Here is a 15,761-nt window from a genome sequence, read left to right as displayed (position 1 = left end):
AGTCATTCTTTTTGCTGTTGCCATTGATTTGCGAGTCTCTATCAAGGTCGGCAAATCAATAGTTATAGCGGAGCAATTGTCCATGCAGGATCGCAATTTCGATGATATTGCCGAGAAATTCTCGCGCAATATCTACGGCACGACGAAGGGAATGATCCGTCAGGCGGTGGTGTGGCAAGATATCACCGGGCTGTTAGCGCAGTTGCCGCAACGCCCGTTACGGATTTTAGATGCAGGTGGTGGTGAAGGGCATATGGCTTGCCAACTGGCGGAATTGGGTCACCAGGTTCTATTATGTGACCTGTCCGCTGAGATGATCCAACGTGCGAAAGTGGCTGCTCAGGAAAAAGGTGTGAGCCACAACATGCAATTTGTACAAAGTGCGGCACAGGACATCACCCAACATTTAGAACAGCCCGTTGATCTGATATTGTTCCATGCGGTTTTAGAATGGATTGCAGAGCCACAGCAAGTTCTGCAAATACTTTTTAATGCGTTAAACCCAGGTGGCGCATTGTCATTGATGTTTTTCAATGCCAATGGGTTAGTGATGCGTAATGCGGTATTAGGTAACTTTCAGTTGGCGATACCGGGCCTCAAAAGGCGTCGGCAGCGCTCGTTATCACCGCAATACCCGTTAGACCCGCCGACGGTATACGGTTGGCTTGAGCAAATGGGTTTATCCATTAGCGGTAAGACAGGAGTACGGGTGTTTCACGATTACATGAAAAATAAACAGCAACAAGTCGATGAGTTTGCTGAATTATTGGCGTTGGAACAGCGCTATTGCCGGCAGGAGCCCTTTATCAGTTTGGGGCGCTACGTGCATGTCATGGCGTTTAAGCCGAATCTGAAGGACCCATTATGAGTGAATTTTCCCAGACAGTACCCGAACTGGTCGCCTGGGCGCGAAAAAATGATTTTTCGATTACTCTGCCAACAGAGCGTCTGGCCTTTCTTATGGCTATTGCCACCTTAAATGGTGAGCGGCTGGACGGCGAAATGAGCGAAGGCGAGTTAGTTGATGCATTTCGTCACGTCAGCAAAGGGTTTGAACAGACCACCGAAACCGTGGCAGTGCGCGCCAATAATGCCATTAATGATATGGTGCGCCAGCGCTTGCTCAACCGCTTTACCAGTGAGTTGGCTGATGGTAATGCTATTTACCGCCTGACTCCATTGGGCATTGGCATCACAGATTATTATATCCGTCAGCGCGAGTTCTCCACTCTGCGGTTGTCGATGCAGTTGTCGATTGTGGCGCAAGAGCTGCAACGGGCGGCAGAAGCGGCAGAAGAGGGCGGTGATGAATTCCACTGGCATCGTAATGTCTTTGCCCCGCTTAAATATTCAGTCGCTGAAATCTTTGACAGTATCGACATGACCCAGCGCCTGATGGACGAGCAGCAGCATAGTGTTAAAGAAGATATCGCGGCGCTGTTGAATCAAGATTGGCGTGCTGCCATTGCCAGCTGCGAAATGTTGCTGTCAGAAACCTCCGGTACACTCAGAGAACTGCAAGATACGCTGGAAGCGGCCGGTGATAAGCTTCAGGCGAATTTATTGCGCATTCAAGAAGCCACCATCGGCAATGCGGGCTTGGATTTGGTTGATAAACTGGTCTTTGATTTACAAAGTAAACTTGACCGCATTATCAGTTGGGGCCAGCACTCTATTGACCTGTGGATTGGTTATGACCGCCACGTGCACAAGTTTATCCGTACTGCGATTGATATGGATAAAAATCGGGTATTCGCCCAGCGCTTGCGCCAGTCAGTGCAAAATTATTTTGATAGCCCTTGGGCCTTGACCTACGCCAATGCCGATCGCTTGCTGGATATGCGCGATGAAGAGCTGTCACTGCGTAGTGAAGAAGTCACCGGAGAACTGCCACCGGACCTGGAATTTGAAGAGTTTAATGCTATCCGTGAGCAATTAGCCGCCCTGATTGAACAAGCATTGCTGGTGTATCAGCAGAAAAAACTGCCGCTCAATTTGGGGGAAGTCATGCGCGATTACCTCGTGCAATATCCGCGTGCTCGTCATTTTGACGTGGCTCGTATCCTGGTCGACCAGGCAGTTCGCCTTGGTGTGGCCGAAGCCGATTTCTCAGGGTTACCCGCTGAATGGCTGGCAATCAATGATTACGGAGCCAAGGTGCAGGCACATGTCATCAACAAATATTGAAGTAGTAATGCCGGTTAAACTGGCTCAAGCATTGGCCAACTCCTTGTTTCCGGCACTGGATAGTCAGCTACGTGCTGGCCGTCATATCGGGCTTGATGAGCTGGATAACCATGCTTTCCTGATGGATTTTCAGGAGCAACTGGAAGAGTTTTATACCCGCTATAATGTGGAATTAATTCGTGCGCCGGAAGGTTTCTTCTATCTGCGCCCTCGTTCAACCACGTTAATCCCGCGTTCGGTGTTATCTGAGCTGGATATGATGGTCGGCAAAATTCTTTGTTATCTGTATCTCAGCCCGGAACGTCTGGCTCATGAAGGGATTTTCGCCCAGCACGAGTTATACGAAGAGCTGCTGAGTCTGGCCGATGAGAGCAAATTGCTGAAGTTTGTTAATCAGCGCTCAACCGGTTCGGATTTGGATAAACAGAAATTGCAGGAAAAAGTGCGAACCTCACTCAACCGGCTGCGCCGTTTGGGTATGATTTACTTTATGGGCAATGACAGTAGCAAGTTTCGTATCACGGAGGCGGTGTTCCGCTTTGGTGCCGATGTGCGCAGCGGTGATGATCCACGAGAAGCTCAATTGCGTATGATCCGGGATGGCGAAGCCATGGCGGTCGAAAATAGTCTGTCACTCCATGATGAAAGCGATGAAAGCGACATCACCATGGGCAATGCAACGGACAGTGCAGAGGATGAACAGGAATGATTGAACGCGGTAAATTTCGCTCACTGACCTTGGTTAACTGGAATGGTTTTTTTGCCCGAACATTCGATCTTGATGAACTGGTTACTACCTTATCCGGTGGTAACGGGGCCGGTAAATCTACCGCCATGGCCGCTTTCGTCACAGCATTGATTCCAGATTTAACCTTGCTGCACTTCCGTAACACCACCGAAGCCGGGGCCACCAGTGGCTCGCGCGATAAAGGCTTGCACGGTAAATTGCGCGCTGGGGTGTGTTACTCCACGTTAGATGTGGTCAACTCCCGCCACCAACGGGTGGTTGTCGGGGTGCGTCTGCAACAAGTGGCCGGGCGCGATCGCAAAGTTGATATCAAACCTTTCACTATTCAAGGGCTTCCGACTGCAATCCAACCCACACAGATCCTCACCGAAGTGGTGGGCGAGCGGCAGGCGCGGGTGTTGTCCTTACCAGAGCTGAAAGAACGCGTTGAAGCCATGGAAGGGGTGCAGTTTAAGCAATTTAACTCCATCACCGATTACCATTCGCTGATGTTTGATTTGGGTGTGATCCCCAAACGGCTGCGCTCTTCAGCTGATCGCAGTAAATTCTATCGTTTGATTGAAGCATCACTGTACGGCGGTATTTCCAGCGCCATTACCCGCTCATTACGCGATTATTTATTGCCAGAAAACAGCGGCGTCCGCAAAGCTTTCCAGGATATGGAGGCGGCGTTGCGCGAAAACCGCATGACGCTGGAGGCTATCCGTGTCACTCAGTCCGACCGTGACCTGTTTAAGCATCTCATCTCCGAAGCGACTTCCTATGTTGCTGCTGACTATATGCGCCATGCTAATGAGCGGCGTATTCATCTCGATGGCGCTTTGGTCTTGCGCCGCGATTTACTGGGTAGCCGCAAACAACTGGTGACCGAGCAGTATCGCCATGTCGAAATGTCCCGTGAATTGGCCGAGCAAAGTGCTGCTGAATCTGATCTCGAGACTGATTATCAAGCTGCCAGTGACCATCTCAGTCTGGTGCAAACCGCGATGCGCCAGCAGGAAAAAATCGAGCGCTACCAAAGTGATTTGGAAGAGCTGACTTACCGGCTGGAAGAGCAAAATGAAGTTGTTGCTGAGGCCAGCGAGCAACAGGCTGATAACGAAGCCCGTGCCGAAGCCGCAGAGCTGGAAGTGGATGAGCTGAAAAGTCAGTTGGCTGATTATCAGCAAGCGCTGGATGTACAGCAAACCCGCGCCATTCAATATCAGCAAGCATTACAAGCATTGGAGCGCGCCCGTGCGCTGTGCCAATTACCTGAATTAACGGCCGATAATGCTGAAGATTGGCTGGAAACTTTCCAGGCCAAAGAGCAGGAAGCGACCGAATCTTTATTGCAACTCGAGCAAAAACTGAGTGTTGCAGATGCCGCCCACAGCCAATTTGAGCAAGCTTATCAGTTGGTGGTGAGCATTGCCGGTGAGGTCAGCCGCAGTGAAGCTTGGCAAACCGCGCGCGAATTATTACGTGACTGGCCGTCGCAGCAACATTTGGCCGAGCGGGTTCAGCCCTTGCGCATGCGCCTGTCCGAGCTTGAGCAGCGTTTACGTGCCCAGCAAGATGCCGAGCGTTTATTGCAAGAGTTTTGCAAACGTCAGGGGCAAGCTTATCAGCCGGAAGAATTGGAAGAGTTGCAGCGTGAGCTGGAATCACAGATTGAAGAACTTTCTCTCAGTGTCAGTGATGCTGGTGAGCGGCGGATGGAAATGCGCCAGGAACTCGAGCAACTGAAGCAGAAAATTCAGGAATTGACGGCGCGAGCTCCAGTATGGTTGGCGGCACAAGATGCTCTGAGCCAATTGAGTGATCAGAGCGGTGAAGCGCTGGAAGACAGCCGCCAAGTGACTGAATATATGCAACAGTTGCTAGAGCGTGAGCGCGAAACCACCGTCGAACGCGATGAAGTGGCGGCAACTAAACGGGCGATTGATGCACAAATTGAGCGCCTGAGTCAGCCAAGTGGCGCTGAAGATTCGCGGATGATTGCATTGGCCGAGCGCTTTGGCGGCGTGCTGTTATCCGAGATTTATGATGATGTCACGCTCGACGATGCGCCCTATTTCTCCGCGCTGTATGGCCCGTCTCGCCACGGTATCGTGGTGCCGGATTTATCATTAGTTCGTGACCAATTGACCGGATTGGAAGATTGCCCGGAAGATTTATATCTCATTGAGGGTGACCCGCAGTCATTTGATGACAGTGTCTTTGCCGTCGAAGAACTGGATAAAGCGGTGGTGGTGAAAATTGCCGATCGCCAATGGCGCTATTCTCGCTATCCGGAAGTGCCGCTGTTTGGTCGTGCTGCCCGTGAAAACCGGCTAGAAGCGCTGTACCAAGAGCGTGATAGTCTGGCGGAGCGCTATGCGACGCTGTCGTTTGATGTGCAGAAAACCCAGCGTTTGCATCAGGCATTCAGCCGGTTTATTGGTTCTCATCTGGGTGTGGCATTCGATTCTGATCCAGAAGCTGAAATTCGGTTGTTAAATACTCGCCGTGGTGAAATCGAGCGCGCACTGAATGCGCACGAAGACCAAAATCAACAGCAGCGCCAGCAATTCGAACAAGCTAAAGAAGGTATTTCAGCTCTTAACCGTTTGATTCCATTGGTGTCATTGCTGCTTGATGACAGCCTGACAGATCGCGTCGAAGAAATCACTGAAGAGCTAGCTGAAGCACAAGAGGCCGTCCGCCATATTCAGAAACACGGCGCTTCTTTGACCAAGCTTGAACCGCTGCTGGCAGTGCTACAAAGTGACCCGCAGCAACACGAACAGTTGCAGAAAAACTATACTCAGGCGCAAAACAGCCAGCGCCAGGCTAAGCAGCAAGCTTTCGCCTTGACGGAAGTTGTGCAGCGGCGTGCCCACTTTAGCTATACCGACTCTGCGGGGATGCTGACTGAAAACTCCTCTCTGAACGATAAACTGCGCCAGCGCTTAGAACAAGCCGAAGCAGAGCGTACGCGCGCTCGCGAGCAGTTGCGTCAATATCAGGCGCAGTTTACTCAATACAATCAAGTGCTGGCGTCATTGAAAAGTTCTTATGATGCCAAACGTGACATGCTCAAAGAGCTGAGTCAGGAGCTGGTGGATATTGGCGTTCAGGCGGATGCTAATGCCGAAGCCCGCGCCCGCACACGCCGCGATGAATTGCATGCTGCATTGAGCACCAACCGCTCACGGCGCAATCAGTTGGAAAAACAGCTGACTTTCTGTGAAGCCGAGATGGACAGCTTGCAGAAGAAATTACGCAAGCTGGAGCGCGATTATCACCAAATTCGCGAGCAGGTGGTTAATGCTAAAGCGGGTTGGTGTGCCGTGATGCGGATGGTGAAAGACAATGGTGTCGAGCGCCGCTTACATCGCCGTGAATTGGCCTATATGGATGGCGATGAGCTGCGTTCTATGTCGGATAAGGCGCTGGGGGCATTGCGTCTGGCGGTGGCTGATAATGAGCATTTGCGCGATGTGCTGCGCATGTCGGAAGATCCCAAACGCCCTGAGCGCAAAATTCAGTTCTATATTGCGGTATATCAGCATCTACGCGAGCGTATTCGCCAGGATATCATCCGCACTGATGACCCGGTCGAAGCCATTGAACAAATGGAGATTGAACTCGGCCGGCTGACCGAAGAACTGACCGCCCGTGAACAGAAGCTGGCGATCAGTTCGAAAAGCGTGTCGAATATCATCCGTAAAACCATTCAACGCGAACAGAACCGTATTCGGATGCTGAATCAGGGCCTGCAAGCGGTGTCATTTGGTCAGGTCAAAAGTGTGCGGCTAAATGTGAATGTGCGCGAAGCCCATGCGACCTTGCTTGATGTGTTATCCGAACAGCAAGAACAGCATCAGGATTTGTTCAACAGTAACCGCCTGACCTTCTCTGAAGCGCTGGCAAAACTGTATCAGCGCCTAAACCCACAAATGGATATGGGGCAGCGTTTGCCGCAAACCATTGGTGAAGAGTTACTTGATTACCGTAACTATTTAGAGCTGGAAGTTGAAGTTAACCGTGGTGCAGATGGCTGGTTACGGGCCGAGAGTGGCGCATTGTCAACCGGCGAGGCTATCGGTACCGGGATGTCTATTCTGGTGATGGTGGTACAGAGCTGGGAAGAAGAATCTCGCCGTTTACGCGGTAAAGATATTTCACCTTGCCGCTTATTGTTCCTGGATGAAGCTGCGCGTCTGGATGCGAAATCTATCGCAACATTATTTGAACTGTGCGAGCGGCTGGAAATGCAATTAATTATTGCCGCCCCAGAAAATATCAGTCCAGAAAAAGGGACGACTTATAAACTGGTGCGAAAAGTCTTCCAAAATCATGAGCATGTACACGTAGTGGGCTTACGCGGTTTTGCCAATGAAATACCGACTTTGCCACAGATATCTGCTGAACAATGATATTTCGGTTAATTTTCGCACAATAAAGACGTAATAATAATTAATTCCATCCAATGGCCGCCTAGCGGCCATTTTTATTTGTTGCGACATTTGAGGGTTATATTTTATAACCGAAGAAAATCTGTTAGCGTAAGGTTAATGGCTAATTTAGATTATTATCTACTGAGTAGCATTTCTGTTTATATAATAATAATACCCAAAGATAGTGGTGGTGTTGTCAACGGCCGATGTTGTCAACGACCGAATCGGGTAACGAGAGCCGCTAACCTACTGCGACTTCAGGGAAGAAAGGTAACGACAAACTATGACGTACTTAGATAAGCATACCGGGGGCATAGAATGTCGGTAGAGAAAAGAAATCCGCGACCTGTATTAGCGTTATATTGCGCTGTGATTTGTAGCGTAATGCCCGTATTTACAGCATCGGCCACAGTGCCGATGATGCCTGTTGATTCATCTTCAGCGCAAAAATCACCGCCACAAAGCATGTCGGTTGCACAAAGCCGCTCTCAATTATTGGCAGTGTTACCGAAAACTATCACGCCGTTCTATTCTTCTGAATTAGCCGTGCTCTATGCTGCCAATAATATGCAGCCAATGTGGCAAGACCAGACTGCTGTTCAGCATTTCCAGCAACAATTAGCGGAAGTGGCTCTCTCCGGTATTCAGCCGCAATTCATGCAATGGGTTAAATGGCTCAGTGATCCTACTATTACCGGCTTGGCTCGCGACGTTATTCTGTCCGATGCCATGTTGGGCTATTTGCACTTTATCTCAGGCGTTGGTGCAAATGGTAGCGTCTGGCTCTACAACAATGTGCCGTACAAGATGGCGATGCCACCGGCGACGATTTTAAATCGCTGGCAACAAGCTGTACACGAGGGGAACACCGCGCTTTATCTGGCATCTCTGGCACCTCAACATCCTCAATATGAGAAAATGCGTCTGGCGCTGAAACAGATGCTGGCAGACCGGCGTCCGTGGCCACAAATGGCCAATGGCCCGAGTTTACGTCCAGGGCAGTTAAGCGACGATATTCCAGCGCTGCGGGAGATTCTCGACAGAACCGGCATGTTGCACCCGGTGGCGTCTACACCAGTGCACACCCCGGAGGTTATCCCGGCTGATAATCCTGCGGTCGCGGTTGTTAATGATGACCTCTCGGTTGATGAAGAGAAAAACCGTGCTCAGGCCCACAGTTTGGTGGTGAGCCCATCAGCAGCCCCGGTTGCAGACACTCCCGCTAGCGAAGGGGTAGTTGCGCCATCTGCGGCACCACTGGCCGCGACTGTCACGGTAACTGACAATGTCTATACGCCAGAGCTAATGGAAGCCGTCAAACGGTTCCAACAGTGGCATGGTTTGAGTGATGATGGCGTTATCGGTGCCCGTACTCGCGAATGGTTGAATGTTTCTCCACAAACACGGGCGACATTATTAGCCTTAAATATTCAGCGCTTACGCATTTTGCCGGGGCGGGTGGATAACGGCATCATGGTTAACATTCCAAACTATTCGCTGAATTATTATAAGAATGGTGCCGAGGTGCTTTCGTCTCGAGTGATTGTTGGCCGCCCAAGCCGTAAAACGCCGTTGATGAGCAACGCGTTGAATAATGTGGTGGTTAACCCGCCGTGGAATGTGCCGACCTCTCTGGTGCGCCAGGATATCGTGCCGAAAGCGCGTTACGATTCCAGTTATTTCCAGCGTCATGGCTATACCCTATTGTCTGGCTGGAGTAATGATGCCGAAGTTGTCGACCCGTCAATGATTGACTGGAGCATGATTTCACCGAATAACTTCCCATATCGCCTGCGGCAGGCACCTGGTGCCAGCAATTCATTAGGGCGGTTCAAGTTCAATATGCCAAGCTCTGATGCTATCTATTTGCATGACACTCCGAACCATGGCTTGTTCCAGAAAGATATTCGGGCCTTAAGCTCGGGCTGTGTTCGCGTGAATAAAGCGTCTGATTTAGCCAATATGTTGTTGCAGGATGCGGGTTGGAATGATGCTCGTGTTTCCTCGACCTTGAAAAAAGGGGATACCACTTATGTCAACATTCGCCAGCGTATTCCGGTGCAACTGTATTATCTGACGGCATGGGTGGCTGAAGATGGTAAACCACAGTTTAGAACAGATATTTACAATTATGATATGACGGTGAGATCCGGTTCACAAATCGCTCATCAAGCTGAACTTTTGCTGCAATAAATGCAGTAAAACTCAATAACTAATGGTCTCAATATCAGGTTGTCTTATGGGCGCTTCTAAACGAGCGCCCTATAAACCTGGACTAAACGCACAGTGAATGCGTACCGAATGCGGGTTGACTGGTTTTCCGTAGACGGTTATGGTTCGGGACGGTACATATATACCCAAAGTTATTGGAGTTGCAGCCAGCCAACACAGCCGTGGCTCCAAGCCATGAGGGGACAGTACTTACTTTTGACATTCTTGCCGGGTATTAACAGAGATCATGGATAAAATTGATAATCATCGCCGTAAATGGCTAGCGTTAGGCGGGGTAGCGCTCGGGATGTCGCTACTCCCAGGGCAAGCATTTGCTACCCTTTCAACTCCTCGCCCACGCATTTTGACCCTGAATAACCTGAATACAGGTGAGTCCATAAAAGCCGAGTTCTTTGACGGTCGAAACTATAATAAAGATGAACTTTCCCGTTTAAATCATTTATTCCGCGACTACCGAGCTAACAAAGTAAAAAGCATCGATCCCCGCCTATTTGACCAGCTATACCGCCTACAAGGCCTTCTTGGCACCACTAAACCGGTGCAGCTGATTTCTGGCTACCGTTCACTGGATACCAATAATGAACTGCGTGAGCGGAGCCGCGGTGTGGCCAAACATAGCTACCACACTAAAGGGCAGGCGATGGATTTCCATATTCAAGGTATTCAATTGAGCAATATCCGCAAAGCGGCATTAAAAATGCGTGCAGGTGGTGTAGGATATTACCCTCGCAGCAACTTTGTGCATATTGATACTGGGCCAACACGAACCTGGTAATACGCATTTTTATGCCAATGCGTTGAATCTATACTCGATATTCACGATACAGCAATGCGGCACCTGATAACTGCCAGAATTGCTGTAATGTGGAGAATGATGGGTATATTAAAAACTGCATTGGGGTTGGAGCTCTATGAAATATCAAATTATTCCAGTGACGGCCTTTAGTCAAAATTGCACACTGATCTGGTGTGAAGACACAGGGCTAGCTGCTCTCGTGGATCCCGGTGGTGAAGCTGCCAAGATAATTGCTGAAGTCGCCCGTCAGGGTGTTAAGGTCAGCCAGATTTTGTTGACTCACGGTCATCTGGATCATGTGGGTGCTGCCGCTGAATTAGCTGCACATTTTCAGGTGCCTATCTATGGTCCAGAAAAAGAAGATACGTTTTGGTTAGAAGGATTACCCGCTCAAAGCAGAATGTTTGGGCTGAGCGAGTGTGAAGCTTTCACCCCAACTCGTTGGCTGGAAGAAGGGGATACAATGACGGTGGGCGCAATAGAATTATCAGTATTGCATTGCCCAGGGCATACCCCAGGCCATATTGTTTTCATCGATCAAAAAGATCGTTTGGCATTAGTCGGGGATGTTATTTTTAATGGTGGTGTGGGACGCAGTGACTTTCCACGGGGTGACCATCAGCAATTGATTCATTCTATCCGAACCAAATTATTGCCTTTGGGTGACGATATCACATTTATTCCGGGCCATGGCCCGATGTCTACGTTAGGGCATGAGCGGCAGACCAATCCGTTTATACGTGAAGAACCTGCTGTTTGGTAAGAATGGCAACTTAGTGCGATATAACACTGAGTATCAGATAGCGTCAGATCAAGGAGGGCACCGTGAGGTGCCTTTCTTATATTAGATTTAATTTTTTGTTAAAGTATTTTGTGAACTCTTAATCAGCTATTTATAAATACGACGAACATAATTATGGGGTTCATAAAATTAGCATGACCCTATAATATTCATAAGGCGTAACATAACAGAGAAATATACCCTAGCGACTTCGAGGTGCAGGTAGGCGGCAACTGAGTGAACCTCTTGGAGCTTACACAAGTAAGTGATTGGGGTGAGCAAAGGTAGCCAACACTCCTGCGTCTTGAGGGTACAGGTATAGAACTGATATTGACCCGCCACGACCTTTACTGCCGTTTTAAGTTCGTCATATTATGAGCGCCTTTCAATGGAATCTACTATGCCATTTCGTCGTTTCAGAGTGAATAAATTCCTGTCCCGGCTCGGTTTTTCTTCTATGGTATTATTGCTATTTCTGCTGTTGGGCGCTGTTGTGATTTATGCGCAAACAAAAGCTAATATGCATCAAGATGCTCAAGCCAAGTTATTACAGGGTAGAGAACGTTTCGACCAAATATTTAATAACTTGCAGCATGCTGCTACCCAGGTGGAAACAGGGCTGGGAAAACCTTGTTTACAAGTTGTGCAGAACTTACGCGATCAAGTTGTCTTTATACCGGATGTGCGTTCAGTTTCTTTGGCAAAAAACACGACTATTTATTGTTCTTCAATATATGGCCCAATTTCCGAGCAATTCTATTTAGATGCATTTGTTGATGGGCAATTAGAATTAATGTCGGGTAATGATGTAACTCCTGATCGTGCTTTGATGGTTTATCGGCAAGCTCGAGGGGATTACAGCATTCTGGTCGCTGTTGATGGTTATTATTTACGCAGTATTCTTAATTTATTGAGCGGCGATATCGCATTGCAACTGAGAGTTGGCGATAAATGGATGGATGCGATCGGAATGGTGCATTCAGGTCATCCGACGAATAAAGGCGAACCTTTATACTTGGCCTCAGAAAAATATGCTTATTCATTAAGCACTGCACTTTCTCATCAACAATATTGGGCTTATGCTTGGCAATACGCTCAAGGCAGTTTAATTTTCTTCATATTAATGAGTATTGGCTCGGCGGCACTTGTTTTCTGGTTGTCAGGAAGGGCATCATCACCCACTCAGGTATTAAAACAAGCATTAGAAAATAATGAATTTATTCCTTATATGCAGCCGATTGTCAGCGGTAAGAGGCAATGCTGGGTGGGGTGTGAAGTTTTAATGCGTTGGCAGCATCCAGAGCAGGGATTAATTCAACCAAATCATTTCATTCCTATGGCGGAGGACAGCGAACTTATCGTGCCGATGACCCGTGCTATTATGCAGCAGGTCAGCACAAAATTTGCGCCTTACGTCAATAAATTACCCGAAGGGTTCCACTTTGGTTTTAATATTAGCGCCAATCATTGCCGTGATCTCAGTCTGGTAGATGACTGCCGTAATTTCATTCAGGCTTTTGGCGGCAATAAAATTAATATCATGTTGGAGTTAACTGAACGAAAATTGATTGTTGCAGATGAGATTACAGATAAATTATTTGCCGAACTTCATGCTTTAGGTGTTTATATTGCCATTGATGACTTTGGTACCGGGCATTCGAGCCTAACTTATTTGCAGAAATTTAAAGTCGACTTTCTCAAGATTGACCAAAGTTTTGTCGGGATGATTGGTTCAGATGCTCTGTCGAGCCACATAGTGGGGAATGTCATCGATCTTGCAACTCGACTGGGATTACAAACCATTGCCGAGGGAGTTGAAAACGAAACTCAAATGCGTTATTTACAGGCCCATAATGTGGATTATCTGCAAGGATATATGTACGGACGACCCATGCCAATGAACGAATTTGCCAAATATTTGTTCCGTTAAGATTATAGGCAGGAGAATAAAAAAGGGTGCCTCTAAGGCACCCTTTTTAAGGTCGGTCACGGAGGCTTAATTAGAGCACCGCAACGATAGCTTCACACAATGGCGCCATATTGTCTGGCGTCATACCGGCAACGTTAACGCGACCAGAATTTACGGCATAAACAGCGAACTCATTACGCAGACGCAGAACTTGTTCTTTGGTCAGGCCACTGAACGAGAACATACCATTCTGGTTTATGATAAAGCTGAAATCTTGCTTAGCGCCTTTTTCCTGCAAAGTATTAACAAACAACTGACGCATACGGTGAATGCGTTGGCGCATATCAGTCAGTTCTTGTTCCCAAATAGCACGCAGCGCTGGGTTACTCAAAATGGTGGCAACCACAGAGGCACCGTGAGCTGGTGGGTTGGAATAGTTCGCGCGGATAACGGCTTTCACTTGGCTGAAAGCGATATCAGCGACTTCACTGTTTGCGGCAACAATAGTACAAGCCCCGACACGCTCATTGTACAAACCGAAGTTTTTGGAATAAGAGCTGCAAACAATCAATTCTTGATGTGTCGCGGCAAAAATTCGCAGGCCTTGGGCATCTTCTTCCAAACCTTTAGCAAAACCTTGATAAGCGAAGTCAAACAGTGGCAACCAACCTTTAGCAACTGAAAGCTCGGCTAATTGGCTCCACTGGGCTTCTGTTGGGTCAATCCCGGTCGGGTTATGGCAGCAACCATGGAACAATACGACGTCGCCAGCTTGGGCTTCTGACAGGCTATTTAACAACCCATCGAAGTCCAGCGCATGATTTGCTGCATCATAATATGCATATTCAACAACTTCTAGCCCAGCTGCGGCGAAGATATTTTTATGATTTGGCCAGCTTGGATTACTGACCCAGACACGTTTGGCGCTGGTTTGATGGGCGATGAAATCAGCGGCAATACGCAAACCACCTGTGCCACCAGGGGTTTGCGCGGTACGCGCACGTTTATCAGTAATAATCGCGCTATCGGCCCCGAACAACAGTTCCTGAGTACAGCTGGCAAAAACTGGCAGGCCATCAATACCCAAATAATTTTTGGTGACTTCATTTTCTAGCAAATACTGCTCAGCTTTCTTTACGCTGGTCAGCACCGGCGTTTTCCCGGTTTCGTCTTTGTAGACACCGATCCCCAGGTTAATTTTATGAGAGCGGTCATCCGCGCGGAAAATATCGGTTAGGCCCAGAATAGGGTCGGCAGGTGCAGCAGTGATTTTTTCAAACATGTCAGAGGCTTCCATGGCTTAGCGTTAAGCAAACAGAACTCTCAGGGTAGCGCCAGTTGCGGCCTTTGCCAACCGTTTGCGATAAAAAGAAATGAATGTTGTGAGGCGAGGGGATTCAGGGTGAAAAATCGGCAAAATAACGCTTTCTACAGCGCAATCTCCCTAGATTAATCAAGGGTAAAAATGTTCGCCAAGCATAAAACAAAAAGACAGAGCCGAGGCCCTGTCTTTTTTTAACTTACGTCAGCAGATAAACTGCTTGATTAAGCTTAACTTAGAACTGGTATACCAAGCCAACACCAACAACGTCATCAGTGTTCAGACCGTTAGTACGAGTGAAATCATTCTCGTCCAACAGGTTGATTTTGTAATCAACATAGGTAGACATGTTTTTGTTGAAGTAGTAGTAAGAACCAACAGAAACATATTTCAACAGATCTTGGTTATCGCGATTTGCGTTAAGATCTTTGCCTTTAGACTGAACGTAGCCTAAAGATGGACGCAGACCGAAGTCGAACTGGTACTGTGCAGTGATTTCAATATCACGAGTCTTGTTAGCGATTGTATTGCTATCGTCGCCATATGGAGTCATGTTTTGAGTTTCAGCATACATTACAGCCAAGTATACGTTGTTTGCGTCGTATTTAGCACCAACGTTCCATGCTTGAGCTTTATCACCTTCAGCAGTGCTGAAAGCTTTTTGTTCGTTAGTACGGTTTGCAGAAGAGAAACCAGCACCAAAGTTCACGCCGTAACCGATATCATAAGTAGAAGAGATACCGAAACCGTCGCCATTCTGATCTTTCAGGTTAGCGCCAGTGTAAACACCTGTAACTGGGTCAATAGAACCAGCACGGTCATTTTGGTTTTTACCTTGATATTGCAGAGCAAAGTTCAAGCCATCAACCAAACCGAAGAAGTTGGTGTTACGGTAAGTTGCCAAGCCAGTAGAACGGCCAGTCATGTAGTTGTCAGAGTTGGAGATTGAATCACCACCGAACACTGGCAGCATGTCAGTCCATGCGTTGACATCATAGATTACGCCGTAGTTACGGCCGTAGTCGAATGAACCGAATTCAGCAAATTTCAGACCAGCAAAGCCCAGACGGGTTTTGTTGCCTTTGTCGCCTTGGGATTCAGCGTGGTTAGCCTGAACGTTGTATTCCCACTGGCCGTAACCGGTCAGTTGGTCAGTAATTTGGGTTTCACCTTTGAAGCCGAAGCGAACGTAAGATTTGTCGCCGTCTTCGCCTTTGTTATCAGAGAACTGGTGACGCGCGTCAACTTTACCGTACAGGTCAAGTTTGTTGCCGTCTTTGTTGTAGATTTCTGCTGCATTAGCTGCACCAGCTGCTAACAATGCTGGGATTACTACTGCAAGAATGTTGCGCTTCATCATTAT

10 protein-coding genes are annotated in these 15,761 nt (G+C 48.2%); 8 read left to right on the top strand and 2 right to left on the bottom strand.

What is annotated here, in order from left to right; all coding sequences use genetic code 11:
• Positions 1-82 precede the first annotated feature (82 nt).
• From cmoM to OP863_RS12485, 8 genes are all read left to right on the top strand, one after another.
• Positions 83-868, top strand: coding sequence for a tRNA uridine 5-oxyacetic acid(34) methyltransferase CmoM (gene cmoM / locus OP863_RS12520; protein WP_038632124.1), 786 nt, complete (start codon positions 83-85; stop codon positions 866-868).
• Positions 865-2,187 carry a chromosome partition protein MukF gene (mukF, locus tag OP863_RS12515; RefSeq protein ID WP_265525360.1) on the top strand — a complete coding sequence of 441 codons (1,323 nt, stop codon included), beginning with the start codon at positions 865-867 and terminating at the stop codon, positions 2,185-2,187. Before cmoM ends, mukF begins: the two co-directional genes overlap by 4 nt.
• The gene (gene mukE, locus OP863_RS12510) at positions 2,168-2,896 is read left to right on the top strand and encodes a chromosome partition protein MukE (protein WP_038632128.1); all 729 of its coding nucleotides are present in this window, start codon (positions 2,168-2,170) and stop codon (positions 2,894-2,896) included. The genes mukF and mukE overlap by 20 nt, the downstream gene beginning before the upstream one ends.
• Entirely contained in the window at positions 2,893-7,338 is a 4,446-nt protein-coding gene (mukB, locus tag OP863_RS12505; protein WP_265525359.1) for a chromosome partition protein MukB, read from the top strand. The genes mukE and mukB overlap by 4 nt, the downstream gene beginning before the upstream one ends.
• Before the next feature lie 339 nt (positions 7,339-7,677).
• Positions 7,678-9,552 carry a L,D-transpeptidase gene (ldtD, locus tag OP863_RS12500; protein ID WP_265525358.1) on the top strand — a complete coding sequence of 625 codons (1,875 nt, stop codon included), beginning with the start codon at positions 7,678-7,680 and terminating at the stop codon, positions 9,550-9,552.
• Positions 9,553-9,817: 265 nt separating this feature from the next.
• Positions 9,818-10,366: a YcbK family protein gene (locus tag OP863_RS12495; RefSeq protein WP_145589029.1), complete on the top strand. Its 549-nt coding sequence runs from the start codon at positions 9,818-9,820 to the stop codon at positions 10,364-10,366.
• A gap of 136 nt (positions 10,367-10,502) precedes the next feature.
• Positions 10,503-11,150 carry an MBL fold metallo-hydrolase gene (locus OP863_RS12490; RefSeq protein ID WP_145589030.1) on the top strand — a complete coding sequence of 216 codons (648 nt, stop codon included), beginning with the start codon at positions 10,503-10,505 and terminating at the stop codon, positions 11,148-11,150.
• A 418-nt stretch (positions 11,151-11,568) separates the two neighbouring features.
• Complete coding sequence (locus tag OP863_RS12485; protein ID WP_145591479.1) at positions 11,569-13,098, top strand: cyclic diguanylate phosphodiesterase; 1,530 nt, start codon at positions 11,569-11,571, stop codon at positions 13,096-13,098.
• Positions 13,099-13,168: 70 nt separating this feature from the next.
• Here the strand turns inward: OP863_RS12485 and OP863_RS12480 are convergent, their stop codons facing one another.
• Positions 13,169-14,359 (bottom strand): amino acid aminotransferase, encoded by a 1,191-nt coding sequence (locus OP863_RS12480; protein ID WP_145589861.1) that lies wholly within the window; start codon positions 14,357-14,359, stop codon positions 13,169-13,171.
• A gap of 274 nt (positions 14,360-14,633) precedes the next feature.
• A complete protein-coding gene (ompF, locus tag OP863_RS12475; RefSeq protein ID WP_186368302.1) occupies positions 14,634-15,755 on the bottom strand; it encodes a porin OmpF in 1,122 nt (373 codons plus the stop codon).
• Between the last annotated feature and the right edge of the window lie 6 nt (positions 15,756-15,761).

The sequence above is a fragment of the Yersinia sp. SCPM-O-B-9106 (C-191) genome, from assembly GCF_026183365.1.
In the GTDB taxonomy this organism is placed as follows: Bacteria; Pseudomonadota; Gammaproteobacteria; order Enterobacterales; family Enterobacteriaceae; genus Yersinia; species Yersinia rochesterensis.
Note: the sequence above shows the minus strand (reverse complement) of the source record. Positions and strands in the feature narration are given on the sequence as shown.